Here is a 20,153-nt window from a genome sequence, read left to right on the forward strand (position 1 = left end):
CGGCAGATTACAGCGCCTTCGTTTTGAGCCAGGAGCGCATGGCTTCGATCACTTCTACCTTGCGTTCGAGAGGCAGCCAGTGGCCCGAAGGCAGACTGGTCACGGTAATGTCTTCACACGCATGACGCATTGGCTCGCCGGAGCGGTTGTGCGTGATATCGCAGAGGCCGTCGAAGTTGCCGTTGAGAAACAACACCGGCTGGCGCAGCCTGCCGCCATCCGGCGCCTCGTGCGCGTAATCGATGTTGGTGCTGTCGTTCAAATACCAGGAGTTTCCGGGCCGGAATCCGGTGACGCGAAAGGCTTCGAGCAAACTGTCGAAATCAGCCGAAGGCCAGAGCGCGGCGTCAGGCATCACCGTTGGAGCACGATGCGCCGATCCGAACCAGCCTCCATTGCGCGTAATGACGGCAGACCGGTACACCTTGCCTACGGAATCAGGGATCCCACTGCGGTATATCGCCGCGAGGCTCGCCGGGATGTCCGCATCGAAGTCCGTGACCGTTTGGTCGAAGTGGGTCAGGTAGAACCGGTAATAGTCCCACTGTCCGTCTGGATATTGATCGGCGGGATAGAGCTCACGGTCGATGAGCGGCACGTGATTGGGTAGCGCGAAAGCGTCCGGCATATACGGAACGGAGATGAAGACAACGCCGCGGCTTCGCTCGGCGTGATGCGCAGCCAGCGCGCCGACAACGGGACTTCCAAGGTCATGTCCAACCCAGATGGCCGGGCTTGCGCCCAGATAGTCGTGCAGCTCGACCATATCGTCTACGATCTCTTTCAGGGCATAGGCGTCCGAGGCGGTAGGCGCAGACGACCCACCATAGCCACGCATATCCGGCGCAATGCAGTGCCAGCCTTCGGAGGCGAAGGCCTCCATCTGTGCGGCCCAAACCAGGCCAATCTCGGGCCAGCCGTGAAGGAATATCATCAATGGCCCACCGGCAGGTCCAGCCTGCCAGTAGTGCGTTGTGTGACGTGGTGAACTCAACGTGGCGTCAGTGAGTGGGAAGGATGTTGCCATCGCAAGCTCCTTAGGCGGGGTTCACCGTGCGCAGGAACTTCACGAGCTGTTCGCTGACTTCGGCGGACGCCTCGTGTTGTATCCAGTGGCCTACATTGTCGAGTTCCAGATTCCCGACGAGACCCGGAAGCCCGGCACGTAGCTTTTCGGCAGGGGGATAAAGTGCGCTCAGGCCGTCGGCTTTTCCGGAGATGTAGAACGACGGCTGGGTAATCTTTGCGCCTTTCCATGCGGCGGACAGATCGAAATAGAGCTCGGCGGCACGATAGTAATTCAGCGCACCGTGAAAACCGGTGCGCTCAAATTCCGCTACGTTGTGTGCCAGGTAATCGGGTTCTACCCATGAAGGCAGTGGCCCCGGAGCGGGACGATGAAGGCTGCGTGGTGGGTCCAGAGGGTTCCATCGCGTGTCGGCCGGAGCGGAGCCGGATGCCCAGTACAACATCCCTGGAATCGTGACAGCAGCATCGGCCCAAATCCGATCGGCTTCCGGTTTGATCTGTTCAAACATGTAGAAGTCGTTTTCGTGGCCTGTTGTCCGCATTCGCTCGAAGACGCTGACATCACCGCGCGGAAAGTAAGGCACGGCTAGGCAGAACACCGCTTTGAATCGATCGGGACGCATCATGGCAGCATTCCACGCATGGGTTGCGCCCCAGTCGTGGCCCACGATCACGGCGCTGGGAAGCTTTAGAGCATCGAGGAGCCCGACCAGATCGCCCGCAGTGTGCAGCGGCGTGTATACGGCCGGGTCTGAGGGCGCTGAACTGTGTCCGTACCCGCGCATGTCAGGTGCAATCGCTCGATAACCTGATGATGCAACGGCGTGCATCTGTCGGCGCCACGTATACGCGGTGTCTGGAAACCCATGGCAGAAGAGCACAGCTGGACCGTTCCCGAGCTCTGTCACGTGCAAGGAGATGCCATTCGAGGCGATCTGGTAGTCCTTCAGTTCCATCTGTCCTCCGCTCTATGGACTCATCCTAGATATTTGCTTGAACTAAAGCAAATCGTAGTCAATCTGCTTTTGACAGAGCTAACGTCGATACGGTGATATGAGCTATGCAGCTAGACCACGTCGATCGAGTCGTCCAACAATGGAAAGCAGAACGACCCGAGTATGATCTTGCTCCGGTTGAGATCATCGGGCGAGCGGGCCGCATCATGGAGCATGTCGATCGCGCTCTAGAAGCGAAATTCGAAGAGTTTAAGATTTCAAGAGCGTCATTCGATGTGTTGGCCGCACTTCGTCGCAGCGGTAAACCTTACAAACTGACGCAACGCGATCTGATGCGCAGTCTTTTTCGCACATCCGGGAGCATGAGCCTGAGAATCGATGCCTTGCAGAAGCAAGGGCTGGTGAATCGGTCCCCTGACAGTGAAGACCGTCGCTATGTCTTCGTTACTCTGACTGCCAAGGGCGTGGACCTTCTGGAGACTGTGATTCCGGCGCATCTTGAGAATGAAAGCAGCCTTGTCGCGGGGCTTAGTCGAACGGAGCGAGCCCAGCTCATTGCCCTGCTGCGCAAGTGGTTGGTCAGCCTCGAAGAGGAGGTGGCTCACGGTCGTCAGCTTTACCTGGGCATGACTCTGCTCGACTCCCGTGCGTCGACGAAATTGCGACGCGCTGTTGGGCTGCCCGATATCCCAGGCTTGCTTGTCAATAAGGTTGCAGCGGGCAGCCGGGCAGAAGAGCTCGGCTTCCGCAAAGGTGATCTCGTCACTTCCGTTGAGAGACAAGCCGTTACGTCTCTGGTGGACCTTCGCAAGATCCTGAATCACTCCGAATCAAAGACGAAGAAGGTTCAAGTGGTTCGCGGAGTCGAAACGGTGGAATTCAAGCTCACGAGTTCTTCGATATAGAAAGGACGCTAGAGGCGTCATTTCTTTGCTGATCGATGCTCCGCAAGCTCGGCCCACCTTCAAGCCGACATCAAATCCAGCCTTCGTCGCACAACAGATTGTTGACTTGCGTCGAGGTCTGGATCTTTTACTGGCCAGACCCGACGTCGATGCGGCGAGAATCGCCTATGTCGGACACAGCTTGGGATGCGGGTAAGGGAGCGATTCTCGATGCTGTAGATAAGAGATTTGCTGCTTTCGTTTTCATGAGCGGCCCCCAATCGCAAATGGAGTACGTTCTTTCCTCCGATTCGCCACGTATGGCTCTATGCGAAAGACCACCGATGTGGCGAAAGTGGAACAGACGATGAAGACGAACGCATGGGCCGATCCTGAATCGTATGCAGATAGTCTAGGTCCCGCACCAGCGCTGTTCCAGTACGGGCTGCATGATGAAGATTGGGTGCCCTTACAAGATGCGAAAGACTACATTGCCAGGAGCTCCGGGCCGAAGACGGTTCAATTTTACGATGCGGATCATGCGCTGAATTCCAAAGCGACCGTAGATCGGGACGAGTTTCTCCATAAGGCGCTCACGCTGAAGCCCTGACAACATTCTGATTGCGATTCCAGCATCCTCAGGGAAGTCTCTGGAAACGCGCTTCCAGAAAATGGATGATCGATGGCGGTGAAGCCGACATAACATTACTAATCTGGAGTCTGGAAGCGAATTGACGAAGGCGCGCAGATTGAGATCAATGCGAATTCACGTATGTCGGTAGGTCCGCTTTGTTGTTCTCGAGCTGTCTCTGATCTCCGGCAAACACTTGCTGATATGCGCGGCTTGCAATTCTCATTTCCATAAATGAGGCTTTATCTGAGAAATGGGCGGACGACGATAGGTTCACGGTCGAACGGCATCGTCATCTTAACGGCCTATTTACGAGCAACAGCCTTTTCGGATGGAAGTTGCGATGTATCCCAGCCTCCCCCCACGGCTTCAATGAGTTGAACACTGCTCGTCATCTGCTGAACGTACAGGGTGATTCCAGTTTGTTGATTGCTGAGGAGGCTTGTCTCCGCTGTAAAGACATTGAGATAGGTATCCACGCCGGTCGTGTAGCGAATCTTGGACAGATCGTAGTAGCGCTGCGCTGCAGCGATAACTTCCTGTTGCTCTCGTCGTTGCTGTCCTAAAAGCCGGTCTCCGGCGAGATAATCTTCGGTCTGCTGGAACGCTGTCAGAACTGTCTGGCGATAGGCAGCTGCGTCCGCTTCGTACTGAGCTTTGTACTGATCGAGGAGACCCCGGCGAAGACCTCCATCGAAGAGCGTTTCGGATGCGGACGGGCCGACCGAGAAGAACCGGCTAGGCCAGGTGAACAGCTTACCGATATTGGAGCTCTCCAAGCCCACGTCACCCCCGATGCTGAAGGCTGGATAGTAGGCGGCAGTTTCGACTCCGATGAGGGCGTTGGCCTGGGCCATGCTCCGTTCAGCCGCCGCGATGTCGGGCCGGCGCTGTAGGATCTGCGAGGGCACACCGATGGGGATCACAGGCACGCTTGTCGTCAGCGATTGCTTGGGCATGGAGAAGGCGGAGGCGGCCTGCCCAGTGAGCAGGGCGATCGCATGCTCATACTGAGCCCGAGCGATCCGGAGGTTGGTTGTGGCGGCGATGGCAGTCTTGAGGCTGAGCTCGGCTTCGGCGACCGACTGTTCCGTATCGACGCCAGTTCTACTGCGCACCTGTGTGAGTCTGAGATTTTGCTGATACGCCACGACGGTCTTGTCGTACAGCTCGATCAGGGCATCCTGGCCGCGCAACTCGAAGTAATCCTGGGCAAGGCTCGCCTGCTGGCTGAGCCGTTCGTTGGCGAGGTCGGCAGCGCTCACTTGAGCAGCGTTCGCGTATTCCCGGACAGTATTACGAATGCGTCCCCAGACGTCGGGCTCCCATGAAACATCGAATGGCAGGCTGAAATCGTTGCTGTTCAGGTTGACGCCGGGAATGTTTGTCTCTTCATTGCCGGAGGTGCGGGCCCGCGTATACGAAGGCCCGACGCTGACGGTCGGGTAGTAGGAGGCGCGTGCCTGTTTGACCTGGGCCCTGGCTGCCATGAAGTTTTGGAAAGACTGGGCGATGTTCTGGTTGGACGTGTTGAGCTTCTCTTCGAGTGTGTTGAGTTCGGGTTCTTGATAGAGCTCCCACCAGTTGCCGCGCAGGGTGGCATCCTGCGGCGTGGCCGGAATCCACGTGGTGCCGTCGGAGGACTGCTGGGGGACGGTTTCCTTGAAGGCGGGTGGTGCCTGGGTTACAGGTGCGGTGTAGCGCGGGCCAACGACGCATCCCTGCAGGAGCAGCAAAGATGACGTGAGCGCGAGAGCGCTGAAGAAGGCGGGTATTCGAGGCCGGGATGTTGTTGCCTTGAAGAGACTCATGCTGTTTTCCTAACTGGCGGGATGGCTCGCTACGAGGGGGGTTGGGGTATCGGCGAGGCCGCGTCGACGCTTAATCCACTGGCTGAAGTGATCGAAATAAAGGTAAATAACCGGGGTTGTATAGAGAGTCAAAATCTGGCTGAAGAGAAGACCGCCGCAGATTGCGATGCCGAGTGGGCGTCGCAGCTCGGAGCCAGTGCCGGTGCCGAGGGCGAGTGGCAGCGCACCGAAGAAGGCCGCGAGTGTCGTCATGAGAATAGGCCGAAAACGCAGCATGGCGGCCTCGAAGATCGAGTCTTCGGTGCTCATGCCCTGCTCGCGCTCGGCGAGGAGGGCGAAGTCAATCATCAGGATTGCGTTCTTCTTGACGATACCGATCAGCAGAAAGATACCTATGACCGAGATCACGTCCAATTCACTGCGAAAGACCAGCAGAGCAAAGATGGCGCCAACCCCTGCCGACGGAAGCGTCGTGAGGATGGTGATGGGATGGACGAAGCTTTCATACAGCACTCCCAGGACAATATAGATCGAGAGTAGCGCAGCGACGATCAAAATCGGTTCGGTCGAGAGCGAGTCGAGAAAGGCCTGGGCGGTTCCGGCGAACTGTCCTCGCACGGAGGCGGGTGTGCCGATGCGCTGCTGCATCTGGTTGATGGCCGCCGTTGCCTGGCCAAGCGAGGTGCCGGGCGAAAGGTTGAAGGAGATCGTCACCGACGGGAAGAAGGACGAGTGATTCACGGCAAGCGGTGACGTTGCGGCCCGAGCCTTGGTGAAGGCCTGTAGCGGTACGGACTTCGGCCCCGACGAGTGGATGTAGGTGGAGTTGAGAGTCGAAGGATCGCGGTAGAACTGAGGAGCAGCCTCCATGACGACGTAGTACTGATTGAGCGAGGTGTAAATGGTCGAAACTTGAGCCTCCCCAAACTCGTAGTACAGCGACTGATCGATGAGCTGCGGAGTGACGCCGAAGCGTGAGGCAGTAGGTCGATCGTAGTTCAGCAACATCTGGAGACCGCCGTTCTGCTGGTCGGTGGTAACGTCCTTGAGCTCCGGCATCTTCAGCATCTGCTTGTAAGGGGCAGGCCCCCAGGTTCCGAGGTCGTCGACGGTGTCGCCCGACAGCTGGTATTGGTACTGAGCGTTGCTCTGACGGCCGCCTACGCCCAGATCCTGTGCGGCCTGCAGAAACGTCGAAGCTCCGGTCAGGGCAGCGAGCTTGGGGCGGAGCCTGTCGACGACCTGGCTTGCGGTTACATCGCGTTGGGAACGGGGCTTGAGCGAGAGAAAGATAAAGGCGCTGTTGCTGGCACCCCCACCACCACCGGTAAAACCAGCCACGGTCTGGACCGCGGGGTCTGCAACGATGACCCGTTGCACATCAAGCAGCGAGTCGCGCATGGAGGGAAAAGACGCATCCTGCGAGCCCTGAAGACCGCCGAAGATCAGGCCTGTATCCTGCATCGGAAAGAGGCCCTTGGGGACGTAGATCAGAAGAAGTACATTGAGTGCAAGCGTCGCGACCAGGCTCAGGACGACCAGGATTGGATGCTTCAGTGTCCAGCTAAGCGTACGGCGGTAGCCGCCGAGAAGGCTCGTGAATGCGCCTTCGCTGACCCGATAGAAGCGGCCATGTTCCTCCAGACTCGCCGGCTTCAGCAGGTATACGCACATCATGGGCGTTACGGTGAGCGAGATGACCATAGAGACGGCAATCGAGATGCAGAGAGTCATAGCAAACTCGTGGAAGAGACGCCCGATCAGTCCGCCCATAAATAGGAGGGGAACGAAGACGGCGATGAGCGACAGGCTCATCGAGAGCACGGTAAAGCTGACCTCTTGTGCGCCCTTGAGGGAAGCGTCCCATGGCGAGAGACCTTGCTCGATGAAGCGTGTAATGTTCTCCATGACAACGATGGCGTCGTCGACCACGAAGCCAGTGGAGACGGTCAGAGCCATGAGCGAGAGATTGTTGACGCTGTATCCGAGCAGGTACATGCCGGCAAACGTTCCGACCAGCGAGGTAGTGACGGCGACCGCCGGAATCAATGTTGCCTGTGGGCTGCGAAGGAAGATGAAGACCACCGCCACGACGAGGAGAATTGAGAGAACCATGGTGCTCTCGACGTCATGGACCGAGGCTCGAATAGTAGTTGTCGTGTCGATGGCAATCTCGAGCTTGTCGGCGACCGGGATTGAGGCACTGATTCCTGGGAGGGCCTTCTTGATACTGTCGACGACCTTTATGACGTTTGCGTTGGGGAGCCGATAGACGAGTAGCACCACGCATGGCTGACTATTCGCATAGCCAGCGGCACGCGTGGTCTGGGTGGAGTCGGACAGCTGCGCTACGTCGCTGAGATGTACGATCGCTCCTGTATTCGAATTCGTACCGATGACAAGGGGAGCATAATCCTTCGCCTTCATGATCTGATCATTAGCGTTGATGTCGGCAGTGATGAAGTCGTCGCTGATCTGACCCTTGGGCCGATTCGAGTTCTGCAGTGATAGGATCTGCGCGACATCGGTGGTGCCGATGCCGTAGCTATTGAGCTGCTGCGGATTGAGATCTATTCGAACCGCAGGCAGGGAGCCGCCCACGACCTGGACCTGACCAACACCGGAGAGCTGGGAGAGCTTTTGCTGGACGATGGATGAGGCGGTGTCGAACAACTCACCCTTGGTATGGATAGGAGACGTCATGTAGAGCACTGCGGCCGGGAAGGCTGAGGAGTTGACCTTCCTGTAGGTCGGATTCGACGGCAGGTTCGAAGGCAGGTAGGTGCGTGCGGCGTTGATGGCTGCCTGCACGTCGCGTGCCGCTCCATCCACATCCCGGCTGTAGTCGAACTGCAACGTGATGCCCGTGGTGCCGAGGGTGCTGGTCGAGGTCATTTGCGTGACACCGGCGATGTGTCCGAACTGCCGTTCAAGAGGGGTAGCGACAGATGACGCCATGACCTCGGGACTGGCGCCGGGAAGCGTCGATGCCACGGTAATGGTGGCGAAGTCGACCTGCGGCAGCGACGCCACCGGAAGTGCCTGGAAGGCGATAGCACCGGCGAGCGTAATCGCGATCACCATCAGGATGGTGGCGACCGGCCGTCTGATGAAAATTGCTGAAAGATTCATGGCTGCTCCGCCGGCTGGGGATTCGCGAATGTCTGCTTTGGCGTACGAGCGAATCGTTGCGCAAGCCGGTCAAAGAAGACGTAGATGACGGGTGTGGTGTACAGAGTTAGAACCTGGCTGACCAATAGGCCACCGACCATGGCGATGCCAAGAGGGCGTCGTAGCTCGGAACCTATGCCTGAGCCGAATGCCAGGGGAATACCGGCGAACAGGGCGCAAAGCGTGGTCATGAGGATGGGCCTAAAGCGCAGAAGCGATGCCTCGAAGATCGCCTCTTCCGGGCTCATACCACGGTTGCGTTCGGCGTCCAGCGCGAAGTCGACGATCATGATGCCGTTCTTCTTAACGATGCCGATCAACAGGATGATGCCGATGATGGCGATCACATCGAGGTCCTGATGAAAGAGACGTAGAGCTAGCAAAGCACCGACACCTGCGGACGGCAGGGTAGAGAGAATCGTGATGGGATGGATGAAGCTCTCGTAAAGGACACCGAGCACGATGTAGACGGCCACCAGGGCGGCAAGGATGAGCCATGCTTCGTTGCCACCGATGGTTTTATAGGCTGCGGCCGTTCCTTGCAGGCTACCGTCGACGCTCGCTGGCATCTTCAACCGGTCTTTGGTCTTCTCGACGGCGTCGACTGCCTGACTGAGCGAGTAGCCCGGAGCGACATTGAAGGAGATGGTGACGACGGGGAACTGACCCTGATGGCTGATTGTCAGGGGTGAGGACGTTGTCGTGAAGCTGCTGACCGCCGAGAGCGGAACGGGGGTCGCCAGAGAAGCGGACGAGTTGGAGGAAGAGCCGGAGCCGGACGAACCACTACTAGATTGATTGCTTGAAGAGCTCTGACTCGAGGAGAGCGCCGTCGTCGGAGTTGACGAAGAGAGACTGTTGGAGCTTGAATTGGCCGCACCCAGAGTCGTAGTGGTCGAAGAAACAGTAGTGGTGTTCCCAGTCGGGCCGGCCGTGCTATTAGTCAGGGCGCTGATCGGTGAAGATGAACTCAGCCCCCCGTTCGATGAGGGGTTAAGTGTGCCTACGGTACCGCTCGAGCTGGAGGACGTGCGGCCTGAAGTGCTTTGCGCGGCCGAACCTGAGTTGGAGTTGCTGGATCCCTGGATGTAAATATCCTCGAGCTTCTGAGGAGTCCTCTGAAACTCCGGAAGGGTCTCGAGGATGACGTGGTATTGATTCGACTGTGTGTAGAGAGTGCTGATTTGCCGTTGTCCGAACGCGTCGTAGAGAGTGGAGTCGATCTGATCGGGCGTGATGTTGAGACGCGAGGCGGTGGGCCTGTCGTAGCTCAACTGCACGCTGAGGCCGTTGTTCTGTTGATCTGTTGCAACCTCGGTAATCTGCGGCAGCTTGCGCAGCTCCGTCAGCATCTTCGCAGTCATTACATCGAGCTCCGCTGCGTCCGCATCTTCGAGAGCATATTGATACTGCGTCCGGCTCACGCGATCATCTACCGTGAGGTCCTGTACAGGCTGCAGGTAAAGGTGGATTCCAGGAATCTGGTCGAGGCGTTTCTGCAGGCGGTCGATTACTTGAGTCGCTGTGAGGTGACGCTCGGCTACGGGCTTGAGGTTGATCTGAATGCGTCCACTGTTCAAGGTGGTATTTACGCCATCGGCCCCGATGAACGAAGAGAGGCTTGAGACCGCCGGGTCTTTGAGAATGACCTCGGCGAGCTGCTGTTGTTTATGCGACATGGCTGGGAACGAAATGGATTCCGGCGCCTGGGTGATGCCCTGAATGATGCCGGTATCCTGGGCCGGGAAGAATCCCTTGGGGATCTCCACGTACTGGAAGATTGTCAGTGCCAGCAGTGCGGCTGCGACGAACAGTGTAGCGGTTTCGTATTGCAACACCCATTTGAGAGTGCGACCGTAGGCGGCAATAATGCGTTTGAAAAGATCTTCAGTCCAGTGATAGAAGCTGCTTTGCTGGTTTTCGGGAGTATGCTTCAACAGACGCGCACTCATCATTGGCGTAAGCGTGAGCGAGACGACGGCCGAGATCAGAATCGTTATGCTCAGGGTAACGGCAAATTCGCGGAACAGGCGCCCTACCACGTCTCCCATAAAAAGGAGCGGGATGAGTACGGCGATGAGCGAGACGGTCAGTGAGATGATTGTGAAGCCGATCTGCTCCGCGCCCTTGAGCGCCGCTTCCATCGGTCCCATGCCTTCTTCAAGGTAGCGCGAGATGTTTTCGATCATGACGATGGCGTCGTCGACAACGAAGCCGGTGGAGATCGTGAACGCCATTAGCGTAAGGTTGTTCAGGCTATAGCCAAGCAGGTGCATCACGGAGAAGCTTCCGACCAGCGAAAGCGGCACAGCAACGGCAGGAATGAGAGTTGCCTTCAAACTGCGAAGAAAGACAAAGATGACCAACACGACTAATCCGATGGTGAGAATCAGTTCGAATTCCACGTCTGAGACTGAAGCGCGGATTGTATTGCTGCGGTCCGTCAGGACGGTTAGCTTGATCGAGGCTGGGAGCCCTGCCTGAAGTTTCGGAAGGAGCTTCTCAACCGAATCAACAACAGCAATTGTGTTGGCTCCGGGTTGGCGCTGAATGTTGAGGATGACTGCAGGTGTCTGATTCATCCAGCCGGCGAGCTTCGAGTTTTCAATCCCGTCCTGGACCTTCGCGACATCGGTCAACATCACTGGCGCGCCGTTCTTGTAGGCGACAACGACGTCACGGTAGCCTTCGCCGGATAGCAGCTGATCGTTCGCGTTGATCTGGAAGTTCTGCGCCGGCCCATCGAAGCTGCCCTTCGCCGTGTTGGCAGTAGTGCTGGTGAGCGCAGTCCGGAGATCTTCAAGATTGATACCGTACGATGAGAGTGCGACAGGGTTGGCCTGGATGCGTACGGCCGGTTTTTGACCGCCGCTGATCGTGACCAGACCGACACCGCTCAACTGCGAGATCTTGGGCGCGAGCCGCGAGTCGACCAGGTCTTCCACCTTTGAGAGCGGAAGAGTCTTCGACGTAAGAGCGAGGGTGAGGATCGGGGCGTCGGCAGGGTTAGATTTGCTATAAACCGGCGGTACGGGAAGGTCGGTGGGTAGGTATCCCTGCGCGGCGTTGATCGCGGCCTGTACCTCCTGCTCTGCTACGTCGATGTTGAGATCGAGTGAAAACTGCAGCACAATGACTGAGCTTCCGTCCGAACTGGTCGAAGTCATCTGCGTGAGGCCGGCGACTTGACCGAACTGGCGCTCGAGCGGAGCCGTGACAGCGGAGCTCATCACCTGCGGGCTTGCCCCCGGGTAGAACGTCAGCACCTGGATGGTCGGATAGTCAGCCTCGGGAAGCGCGGAGATGGGCAATGTCGTATACGCAACGAGACCGATAATAAGGATCGCCGCCATCAGGAGAATTGTGGCGATCGGCCGAAGAATGAAGATCCGTGAAGGATTCACCGGCTGCTCCCGGACTGACCGCCCAGGGTCTTTCGGTCGGTCGCCGGCTCCTGTGCTGGAGCTGCCTCGATCTTGACGGCGGAGCCGTCCTGCAACTTATCGAAGCCGGTGGTAGGCACGACCTCGCCGGGGTTTATGCCGGTCACGGCTGCGACTTCATTCTCGTTCGTCAGCTCCTCAATGTTGCGAATCTTAACCGCGTTGTCCGAGACGATATAAACGAAAGCCTGGGTGCCATTGCGCTGGACCGCTGCGGTTGGAACAAGCACGGCGTTCTGCAGAGTTTTCACCAGCAGCCGAGCGTTCACAAACTGATTGGGGTAAAGCCTAAGGTCGGTATTGGCGAACTGTCCCCTGAAACGGACAGTGCCGGTCGTTGTGTCGATCTGGTTGTCAAGCGTAAGCAGCTTGCCAGTTGCGATCTTGGTCTGCTGCGAGCGATCAAAGACGTCTACAGCGAGAGCACTTCGATGCAAAATCTCACTTCGCACCTGATCTAAGTCATCTTCTGCGACATTGAAAACGACGGTGATAGGCTCCAGTTGGGTGACCACCACGAGAGGGTTCGAGCCGCCAGAGAAGATGACATTGCCTGGGTCAATCAGACGAAGTCCCACACGGCCGTCGACGGGAGATGAGAGATGGCAGTAGCTCAATTGCACCTCTGCATATTCCACCTGTCCGATATCGTTTTGAACGGTGCCTCGGTTCTGTTCGACGAGTTGTATCTGATCTTCGTAGGTCTGTCGCGAGATGGCTTGTTGGGAAGATGCATCCTTGTATCGGACGAGATCCATCTCGGCCTGCGCGAGTACGCCGCGATCGTGCTGCAGGGTTCCCTGGGCTTGTTTCAACTGCGCTTCATAGGGACGAGGATCAACATCGATGAGTGGATCGCCGCGATGCACCATCTGGCCTTCAATATAGTGCACTGCCATCACACGGCCGTTCACTTGGCTATAAAGGTTGACTGTTGTCAGCGGGGTTACGGTACCAAGAGCCTGAACGTAGTAGCCGATTGGGCCAAGCCGCGAAGTAGCGGTTTTGATCGTGGCGATCTCCGGAGCTTCAATCTTGCTGGCAGCGTCCGCATTCCCTTTCCTGACACCGCTCACTACAGAGGCGACGACGATGGCAATCACGATCAGCGTCAGCAGCCATGGCCAGATGCGCCGTCTCGCAGCGGTTGGTCGCCCCGCGCTCGCGGGCAGCGGCTCAAGATCAGATGGCTGTTGCTGTAAGGGATCGGAGTTGCTCATCGTGTCGTCGCTATGTTCCATCGTTCGTCCTTTTATATTTCGGATAATCGTTCACTGCTCGGGAATGAGACGTTGGCCGGTTCAGACTGCCGACTTCGTCCCGCGCTTTTGCATCTCTTTGTCCATTCGTTTTGCGACGGACTTTGCGATGCTGTCTGCGAGCCCGAGGCTGTCAGAGTCGCTCCGATCACTCTTCTTCATCTGCGCCTCGAAGATGGTCTTTTCCTTCACATCCTGGAAATTGATGTCGAAGGCGAGTGATGTCGTACCTAGGAACATACCCAGCGGGCCGGTCGACGCACGCAAGGCGCGATTGCCTTTTTTGAAACCCCTGACGGTCACGCGCAGTGTCAGGTCGGTACACCCAGGTCCAGAGGAGAGATCTCCTGTCCGCAGAAAGCTGTAGCTCGGGTTACGTGCTTTTAGCTGGTCGTAGAGCTGCTCATAGAGAAGAATGCGGTACTCATCCGGCAGGTCTATCCCACTTACCGAAATTGGGGCGAGGAGAACCGATTTCGCTGTTTCGCCACCCTCAGCACAGGCGGATGCCTCACGCTTTACGGGAGGAACAAGAGTCGCGATCAATTGCTGCCGGATCGCGGCGGCCTTTTGGAAAGGGACGGCGAATACAACACCGTGATACCCGCCATGCTCATCAAGCGATTCGATCGTGAGCAGATCCACCTTACCGCTTGTCATGGCTCCCAGTGCAGCTCCTCCGCCGTAAGGAATAACCTTTCGGACAACTTTGCCGGTTGTACCCCAGGGTTCGGTTCGTTGATCGCCGACAAACACGTTCATAATTCGAGCTCTTGGTATGACTGCCCTAGCATCCTCACTCGAAAAGATCACAGAGTTTGGGCTAAGAACGAGGGTGCCTCGGGCATTGGGCTTGAGCTCAGTAAGACCTGCGACATGAAAGACACCGGGGAGACTTTCTGAAGCGACAACCGGGTCTGTGCTAGGGACTTGTTGAATTCCCTCAGCATGAGCAAGGCTCACACATGCGACAACGAAGGCGATGCAAAAGCTCATTACACGACGTGACATCAGAGTTCTCCACATAGAAACTGCATTGCGAGTTAGACTAAATGCGTACTCGTACGGATTCAATAAAGAATGAACTGATCATTAGGTGGGTCTGTGAAGATGGCTGAGTAGCAGGCGAGAGAACTCGTTTCAACCCCGACTGGGATGGCTCGCGTCGAAGTCGCTTTGCGGAGATAGATTGTTGCAACGGAGGTATTGATGCAAAGTGCCAAGACATCAGGGAAGATAACAAAGCATCAAGTGAAGACTGAAGCGACGTTGCGGGTTCTGCTAGATGCTGCGGAGACAATCTTCGTCCGAGACGGATATGAACGAGCTCAGATCGAGACAATCGCAAGTGAGGCTGGTCGAACAAAGGGCGCAATCTATGCCCACTTCCGAAGCAAGGAGGACATCTTCTTCGCCTTACTCGAACAAAAGGCAGCGAGCCGGGGCGACGAGTTTTTGAAGGCGACGAAGAATGAAACATTTGAGCGAAAGATGGAAGCCATCAAAGAGATCTTTCTGAATGCGGTCGAGGATGAGAATTGGCCCATTCTGATGTTGGAGTTCAAGCTTTTCGCACTACGGAACAAGGATTCCTTGCAGCGGGTTCGGGATCTTTACCAACTCCTCTACGCTAATATTGGTCGGCATCTGCTCGTACAGGCGGAAAGCTCAACGAAAAAAGATAGAGACAAGATGCAGATTGGAATTGCGATCCTAAGAAGTATTCCTAGCTCGATCGCACTCGAGAAACAGTTCAGTTCGGTATTAAACTCCTCGGCTCTGACCCGAGATGTTCTCGGAGACGTGTTCGATTCATTGATGAATATCCGGCATAAGCAACGCAAACTACGATCTGAGAAAAGATCAGTGCCACGGAGGTCTCAGTAAAGGGCAACCAGAGCCGTGGACCAACATCCCTTTGACGTCCAGATTGTCAGATTAGGACGCGGTAGATTTGTCGAGATTTGTCGAGTACTGAGCCGTGTGAGGATGTTGAGTCATCTGGACAGCAGTGACTCAATTCATTCAGATTCGAAAAGCTCTCTATCTCTTCGCTCTTTGCCTCTCGGTAACTCTGGCACATGGTCAACAGATCTCAGCACCGGAACCTCAGCCGGCAAGCATTACTGGAACCGTCTCTGATACGGATGGAGGGATGATTCCCGGCGCCGCAATTGCAATCGACGAGGATGGTTCAACCGATCACCGTACAGCTATCGCGACCTACGATGCGTCTTTTGCTTTTAGCAACCTTCGTTCGGCGGTCACATATCACCTAACCATCAGCGCGAAAGGATTCGCAGACTGGACCTCGCCAGGAATTGTTCTCAGCCCGGGCCAACAAATGGACCTGACAGACATCAAGTTGAAGGTCGGAGCAGTGGAAACGACAGTAAGTGCGGTGTTTTCTGAGCAAATCGCACTTCAGCAGGTTCGGGCGGAAGAGAAACAAAGAGTGCTCGGGATCATCCCTAACTTCTACGTGGTGTATGACAAGCAATTTGTACAACTCACCCCGAAACTCAAATTCCAACTTGCCTTTCGGGCTTCTACTGACGTCGTCAGTATTGCGGCCGCTGCATTCCTCGCAGGTGTCGATCAAGCAGCCGACACGCCAGCGTATGTTCAGGGCGCGAAAGGCTATGGCCAACGCTTCGGCGCCGCCTACGCCGGCGCAACCTCCGATATCTTGATTGGTGGCGCCCTCTTGCCTACGCTGCTCCATCAGGATCCACGATACTTCTACCAGGGAACAGGCACCAAGAAGTCGCGGGCGCTGCATGCACTTTCGGCGCCCTTCATCGCCAGGGGAGACAATGGTCGTTGGCAGCCCAATTATTCGAGTATCGGTGGCGACCTGGCCGCGAACGCACTGTCGAACCTGTACTATCCGCCAACGAACCGTGGCGCCGGTCTGGTCTTCAGCAATGCTCTCATTACGACTGGCGGCCGGATGGCAAATGCTTTAGCGCAGGAATTTCTCCTACATAAAATAACGACGAAAGCGAAAGACCAGAATTAGGTATGAGTCAAGACCAATCGTCACGTGAAGCAAAATGATATCCACGTTCGTATTTAGATCCAATCATGCTTCCTTTCACTGCAAAGGATGAGTAATGCCACCTGTGCGGCCCCCGCTCCGCCGAGTCCCGGCGGCTTGTTTTGTAATCTTCAACACTCGGTTAGTTAGAGTGTCAGCAATGTAGATATTTCCGATAGCGTCCACTGCCACGCCCCGAGGACCATCTAGGTCACTCCCAACAGTTGTTTGCGTGCCGTATGTACCTGTGCTGCGATTCCAGGGAAGCTCAATGACTTGATTATTGTTCGGTTGAGTGATGTAGAGGCTTCCGTCTGGGTCGACCGCTAGATCGTTGGGATTGGTCAGACCGTTGTTTTGCTGATTGGCCACTATAGTCTGAGTCGTGCATGAATTCGTTGCGTTGCATTCTGTAGGAACCTCTACGACACTGCCGTTGCCCGTGTTTGCGATGAGAAGCTTTCCTTGCTGGCCAATTGCCACGGCTTCCGGATCAAAGAGATTGATACCCACTGTCGTCTGTGGGCCGTAGCTTCCGGTTTTGTGATCCCATGGCACTTCGATGACGCGGTTATTCCCCGTGTCGGCGATGTAAACAGTTCCGTCGGGAGCGACTGCCACGCCCTTTGGGCCAGCCAGACCGAGACCTACGATCTTTTCTGGGCCATACGCCCCCGTACTGTGATCCAGGGGGATCTCTATCACGCGATTATTTCCCGTATCAACAATGAACACACTTCCGTTTGAATCCACCGCGACGCCGCTAGGGCTAAACAGGCCGCCGATCAATATCGTCTGCGTTCCATAGCTCCTGGTGGTACTGTTCCAGGGTTCTTCCACCACTCGATTGTTTCCGGTATCGACGATGAAGACGTTTCCGTTGCCGCCGACCGCCAATGCTCCGGGCGAGCTTAAACCATTGTTCTCATAGTTGGCGACGATTGACTGCGAAACATTCGTCGGGGAGCCCTGAGCAGTCGCGAGCGGGCTCATAATTGACAGTGTTCCCAGCAGCAGCATGCCTTTGAAAACGCACACATCAAGCGAAATAGACCGAACGATAGACTGGCGCAATAGCATGGCACGACCTTGGCAAGTTCAGATTTGGCATCGTAGGGACAGCTGATATCTCTGACTCTCCGTCTTTCGGTTGGTCATCGGCCCAGACTCTTCTCATTTGTCGAGAAACGTCGTCCTGCGATTCTCAAGACTGGCTTGGTGCTGTCGCGCATGACTCAGGCAATCCGGGTCCGCCAGATCCCCGGTACCGTCCAAGAGCACGGCCGACTACAGAATTATGTCAATAGTCGTTGCGTTAGGGTTGCAGGCTCAAGCCACCGGGGGCTCGATAGCAGTCCATTCTCCAAAAGCGTTTGCGTGAAGACTCTTCCTTTATTCGCAGTGACGGCCAGCTTGGCGATCGCAAGAACGAGACTGGGCTCCAGAGTTTCCGATCACTCGTCGCGAGAAGCAATTTAACCTGCTTCGGGGCTTGGTTTACATCTATGCTTTTGTTCAAGCGCCAAGAGCGCTATTTCGTCTTTGTCTGTTGCGAGAACCTCACGGCACCGCAGACATATGGAGTCCAGACCGCCCCTCCCACCTTTGGTCCACGAGTGCCTGAAGTTAGCGCTGGAGTTCTCGGTCGATTGATTACGGACAACAACAAGCGACGGGACTGTTGGATGTTTCGAGTTCTTTCTACTCATCTTCTACGCCGATCAATGTCACTCCCACGCCGTCGAGACAGTCTCATGTCTTATTAGATCCATAAATCCACGTCCGGTAGTCGTCGAAACTCATCACTCGACATTTTTCGACAAAGCATGCGAGGACCAGCCGTCACAACTCATTTCTCAAGAGGGTTCGATTTTTGAAGAATCGGCCTCGAAGCCACTGGAGCGACACGGTTGATCTGAACCGAATCGCTAGCCCCTGTGCTGAACTCGTGCGTAGCACCTGGTTGACCACCAAATTCACGAACCACGTGAGGCACGAGCATAAAGACAAGCTCATCCGTAGTTTTGGTTACGGATTGAGTGCTGAACATATATTTAATGCCAGGGAGCTCTCCAAGGCCGGGCCATCCGGAGACGGCAAGCGCAAGCTGGTTCTGCACCAACCCAGCCATGATGCTGACCTCTCCGTCCTTCATGCGGACTACCTGTTCGGCCTTATCCTGGCTGATGACCGGCTCGGCAACCCCACTGATTGTGTCGGTCCCGGTCTGTGAAGAGATCTCCACATGAATCTTCATCGTTACATCCCGATTGTCGTGGATCGTGGGGGTCAGCTCGATGTTTACTCCCACATCGATGTACTGAAATTGTGTCTGCACTGATGAAGCCGAGGCAGTGGTGGGCGTTGAGAATGAACCCGTGGCGATTGGAATCCGTTGTCCGATGTTGAGCGATGCCTTTTGGCCGTCGATGGCTCGAACTCTAGGATTCTGAAGGACTCGCGTATCCGTGTCGGTCAGCAGCAACTCTGCCTGCGCCTGTCCGATCGTGTAGCTATAGGAGGAGGAACGTCCGACCTGATTCAGCGTCGACGAAGTGGTAGAGCCGCTGCTCGTGGTGTTTGAGTTTTGTGTCACGCTAAAGGAGGTCGGAGGCGAGATTCCCATCGCGTGAACTTTCGTGCGACTGACTTCCATCACGTAGATATCCACGAGGACCTCTGGCTTGGCGAGATCAAGACTGGCGATGAGTTGTCTCGCAAGTAGAATTTCGTCTGGTGTTCCTCGGACCACGATCGCGTTCTGACCTGGGACCGCAAACAACTTTGCGTCCTGCGCAAGCACATTTCTCAAGGTCGTCACAATTTCGTTGAGATCGTTCTGTTGAGAGACGTTCGAAAGATAAAACGTCCGGACCGCAAGCTCCTCCAGTTGTTGATGCTTCGCTCGCGTATCCTGCGCCACATAGATCGTATTGTGCGTAATTGGTATCCAAAAACTATTCGAGAGCTTTGCGAGAAGGTTGAGCGCTTCCCGGTCGGTAATGTCTTTCACAGCCATCGTCACCCTCTTCGACGTGAAGTCAGGATCGATCAACACACTGACGCCCGCCATCTTGCCGATGGTCTCATAGAGAATCCGTGTCTCTTCGGTCATGTTCATCGATACCGGCTCTGTCGGCAGTGGATCGAGATGCGTAGGCGGCCCCGGTCGGTCGAGGTCTTCCGCACTGGGGCCATCGTCCACAGCGTCTCCCTTGTCCTTCTTTTCCAACTCCTCCTTTGTCCTTTCGATCTCCTGCTCGGCAATAGCATTACCGGGGTCGATTTCGAGTGCGCGGAAGAACTCTACCAACGCCTCCTTAGAGTGACTTTGCTTTTGCAGTTGCTCTCCACGACGCACATGCACCATGGCTACTGTAGTTCTCACGCGCGCAACCGAAACCTTGAAACGCATGTCTGTAGGATCCTTATCCAGAGCGAGCCCATAGGCCAGGTAAGCGGAGTCAAGATCGCCTCTTTGTTCTGCGGCCATGCCACGCTTATACAACTTATTCGCGGAATCGGCATGCAGTGATGCTGGCTGCACAAAAAGACAAAGCAATAACATCCCCGCTGCTTCGCAACGGGTTTTCCCTAACAACATATATTTATCTCGATTCTGGCACGGAGGAGCTGAACGATTTGCGTCGGCGGCCAGCAGACTACTGGAGATCCCAGCATGAGCTGTCTGGCTGCTCCTCTAATCGTTTAGACGCACTGCCTTCGTCTGTGCTCAGGATTCAAGGAACTGCTATGTCGAGAAGTGTCGAGTTCTGCGTGGGTGAGGAGGTCAAAGACGTCTATACCCTTGAAGGAAGCGACACTTGGCTCTCAATCGGCACCCTATGCATTTGACAGTTTTAGTTATGTGCCTTTGCCCGATGCAGGCTCAGACGCAACATGACCCCGGCAAGTCCAGGCAATCCCAT

At 55.9% G+C, this 20,153-nt stretch carries 13 protein-coding genes; 4 read left to right on the top strand and 9 right to left on the bottom strand.

The window, feature by feature from the left end; genetic code table 11:
* Positions 1–7 precede the first annotated feature (7 nt).
* Both GSQ82_RS09965 and GSQ82_RS09970 read right to left on the bottom strand, forming a co-directional pair.
* Positions 8–1,027, bottom strand: a complete 1,020-nt coding sequence (locus GSQ82_RS09965; RefSeq protein ID WP_158792100.1) for an alpha/beta fold hydrolase — start codon at positions 1,025–1,027, stop codon at positions 8–10.
* 10 nt (positions 1,028–1,037) lie between these two features.
* Positions 1,038–1,985, bottom strand: coding sequence for an alpha/beta fold hydrolase (locus GSQ82_RS09970; RefSeq protein ID WP_158792101.1), 948 nt, complete (start codon positions 1,983–1,985; stop codon positions 1,038–1,040).
* A 104-nt stretch (positions 1,986–2,089) separates the two neighbouring features.
* Here GSQ82_RS09970 and GSQ82_RS09975 point away from each other — a divergent pair, with 104 nt between their 5' ends.
* Both GSQ82_RS09975 and GSQ82_RS09980 read left to right on the top strand, forming a co-directional pair.
* On the top strand, positions 2,090–2,890 hold the full coding sequence (locus GSQ82_RS09975; RefSeq protein ID WP_158792102.1) for a MarR family transcriptional regulator: 801 nt from the start codon (positions 2,090–2,092) through the stop codon (positions 2,888–2,890).
* Positions 2,891–3,197: 307 nt separating this feature from the next.
* Positions 3,198–3,479, top strand: coding sequence for a hypothetical protein (locus tag GSQ82_RS09980; RefSeq protein ID WP_158792103.1), 282 nt, complete (start codon positions 3,198–3,200; stop codon positions 3,477–3,479).
* 326 nt (positions 3,480–3,805) lie between these two features.
* On the opposite strand, the gene GSQ82_RS09985 is transcribed toward GSQ82_RS09980, so the two are convergent.
* From GSQ82_RS09985 to GSQ82_RS10005, 5 genes are read right to left on the bottom strand one after another with little or no spacing between them, the layout of a single operon-like run.
* Positions 3,806–5,311: an efflux transporter outer membrane subunit gene (locus GSQ82_RS09985; protein WP_158792104.1), complete on the bottom strand. Its 1,506-nt coding sequence runs from the start codon at positions 5,309–5,311 to the stop codon at positions 3,806–3,808.
* 9 nt (positions 5,312–5,320) lie between these two features.
* Entirely contained in the window at positions 5,321–8,443 is a 3,123-nt protein-coding gene (locus tag GSQ82_RS09990) for an efflux RND transporter permease subunit (protein WP_158792105.1), read from the bottom strand.
* Complete coding sequence (locus tag GSQ82_RS09995) at positions 8,440–11,886, bottom strand: efflux RND transporter permease subunit (RefSeq protein ID WP_158792106.1); 3,447 nt, start codon at positions 11,884–11,886, stop codon at positions 8,440–8,442. The genes GSQ82_RS09990 and GSQ82_RS09995 overlap by 4 nt, the downstream gene beginning before the upstream one ends.
* Positions 11,883–13,166, bottom strand: coding sequence for an efflux RND transporter periplasmic adaptor subunit (locus GSQ82_RS10000; RefSeq protein ID WP_254061548.1), 1,284 nt, complete (start codon positions 13,164–13,166; stop codon positions 11,883–11,885). Before GSQ82_RS10000 ends, GSQ82_RS09995 begins: the two co-directional genes overlap by 4 nt.
* Positions 13,167–13,226: 60 nt before the next feature.
* Positions 13,227–13,946, bottom strand: a complete 720-nt coding sequence (locus GSQ82_RS10005) for a hypothetical protein (RefSeq protein WP_158792107.1) — start codon at positions 13,944–13,946, stop codon at positions 13,227–13,229.
* 447 nt (positions 13,947–14,393) lie between these two features.
* Between GSQ82_RS10005 and GSQ82_RS10010 the strand changes: the two genes are divergently transcribed.
* Entirely contained in the window at positions 14,394–15,071 is a 678-nt protein-coding gene (locus tag GSQ82_RS10010; RefSeq protein ID WP_158792108.1) for a TetR/AcrR family transcriptional regulator, read from the top strand.
* Positions 15,072–15,339: 268 nt separating this feature from the next.
* The gene (locus GSQ82_RS10015; protein WP_254061549.1) at positions 15,340–16,206 is read left to right on the top strand and encodes a carboxypeptidase-like regulatory domain-containing protein; all 867 of its coding nucleotides are present in this window, start codon (positions 15,340–15,342) and stop codon (positions 16,204–16,206) included.
* A 75-nt stretch (positions 16,207–16,281) separates the two neighbouring features.
* Here the strand turns inward: GSQ82_RS10015 and GSQ82_RS10020 are convergent, their stop codons facing one another.
* Both GSQ82_RS10020 and GSQ82_RS10025 read right to left on the bottom strand, forming a co-directional pair.
* Positions 16,282–17,217, bottom strand: coding sequence for an SMP-30/gluconolactonase/LRE family protein (locus GSQ82_RS10020; RefSeq protein WP_158792109.1), 936 nt, complete (start codon positions 17,215–17,217; stop codon positions 16,282–16,284).
* An 856-nt stretch (positions 17,218–18,073) separates the two neighbouring features.
* On the bottom strand, positions 18,074–19,717 hold the full coding sequence (locus GSQ82_RS10025) for a secretin N-terminal domain-containing protein (RefSeq protein ID WP_158792110.1): 1,644 nt from the start codon (positions 19,715–19,717) through the stop codon (positions 18,074–18,076).
* Between the last annotated feature and the right edge of the window lie 436 nt (positions 19,718–20,153).

The sequence above is a fragment of the Granulicella sp. L60 genome (assembly GCF_009765825.1).
Taxonomy (GTDB): Bacteria; Acidobacteriota; Terriglobia; order Terriglobales; family Acidobacteriaceae; genus Edaphobacter.

Bases quoted from the DNA above. Each gene is read 5' to 3' on its own strand.
- GSQ82_RS09980 (WP_158792103.1), top strand. From the start codon at position 3,198: ATGCGAAAGACCACCGATGTGGCGAAAGTGGAACAGACGATGAAGACG.
- GSQ82_RS10000 (WP_254061548.1), bottom strand. From the start codon at position 13,166: ATGGAACATAGCGACGACACGATGAGCAACTCCGATCCCTTACAGCAA.
- GSQ82_RS09985 (WP_158792104.1), bottom strand. From the start codon at position 5,311: ATGAGTCTCTTCAAGGCAACAACATCCCGGCCTCGAATACCCGCCTTC.
- GSQ82_RS10015 (WP_254061549.1), top strand. From the start codon at position 15,340: ATGATTCCCGGCGCCGCAATTGCAATCGACGAGGATGGTTCAACCGAT.
- GSQ82_RS09970 (WP_158792101.1), bottom strand. From the start codon at position 1,985: ATGGAACTGAAGGACTACCAGATCGCCTCGAATGGCATCTCCTTGCAC.
- GSQ82_RS09975 (WP_158792102.1), top strand. From the start codon at position 2,090: ATGCAGCTAGACCACGTCGATCGAGTCGTCCAACAATGGAAAGCAGAA.
- GSQ82_RS09965 (WP_158792100.1), bottom strand. From the start codon at position 1,027: ATGGCAACATCCTTCCCACTCACTGACGCCACGTTGAGTTCACCACGT.
- GSQ82_RS10010 (WP_158792108.1), top strand. From the start codon at position 14,394: ATGCAAAGTGCCAAGACATCAGGGAAGATAACAAAGCATCAAGTGAAG.
- GSQ82_RS10025 (WP_158792110.1), bottom strand. From the start codon at position 19,717: ATGGCCGCAGAACAAAGAGGCGATCTTGACTCCGCTTACCTGGCCTAT.
- GSQ82_RS09990 (WP_158792105.1), bottom strand. From the start codon at position 8,443: ATGAATCTTTCAGCAATTTTCATCAGACGGCCGGTCGCCACCATCCTG.
- GSQ82_RS10005 (WP_158792107.1), bottom strand. From the start codon at position 13,946: ATGAACGTGTTTGTCGGCGATCAACGAACCGAACCCTGGGGTACAACC.
- GSQ82_RS10020 (WP_158792109.1), bottom strand. From the start codon at position 17,217: ATGAGCCCGCTCGCGACTGCTCAGGGCTCCCCGACGAATGTTTCGCAG.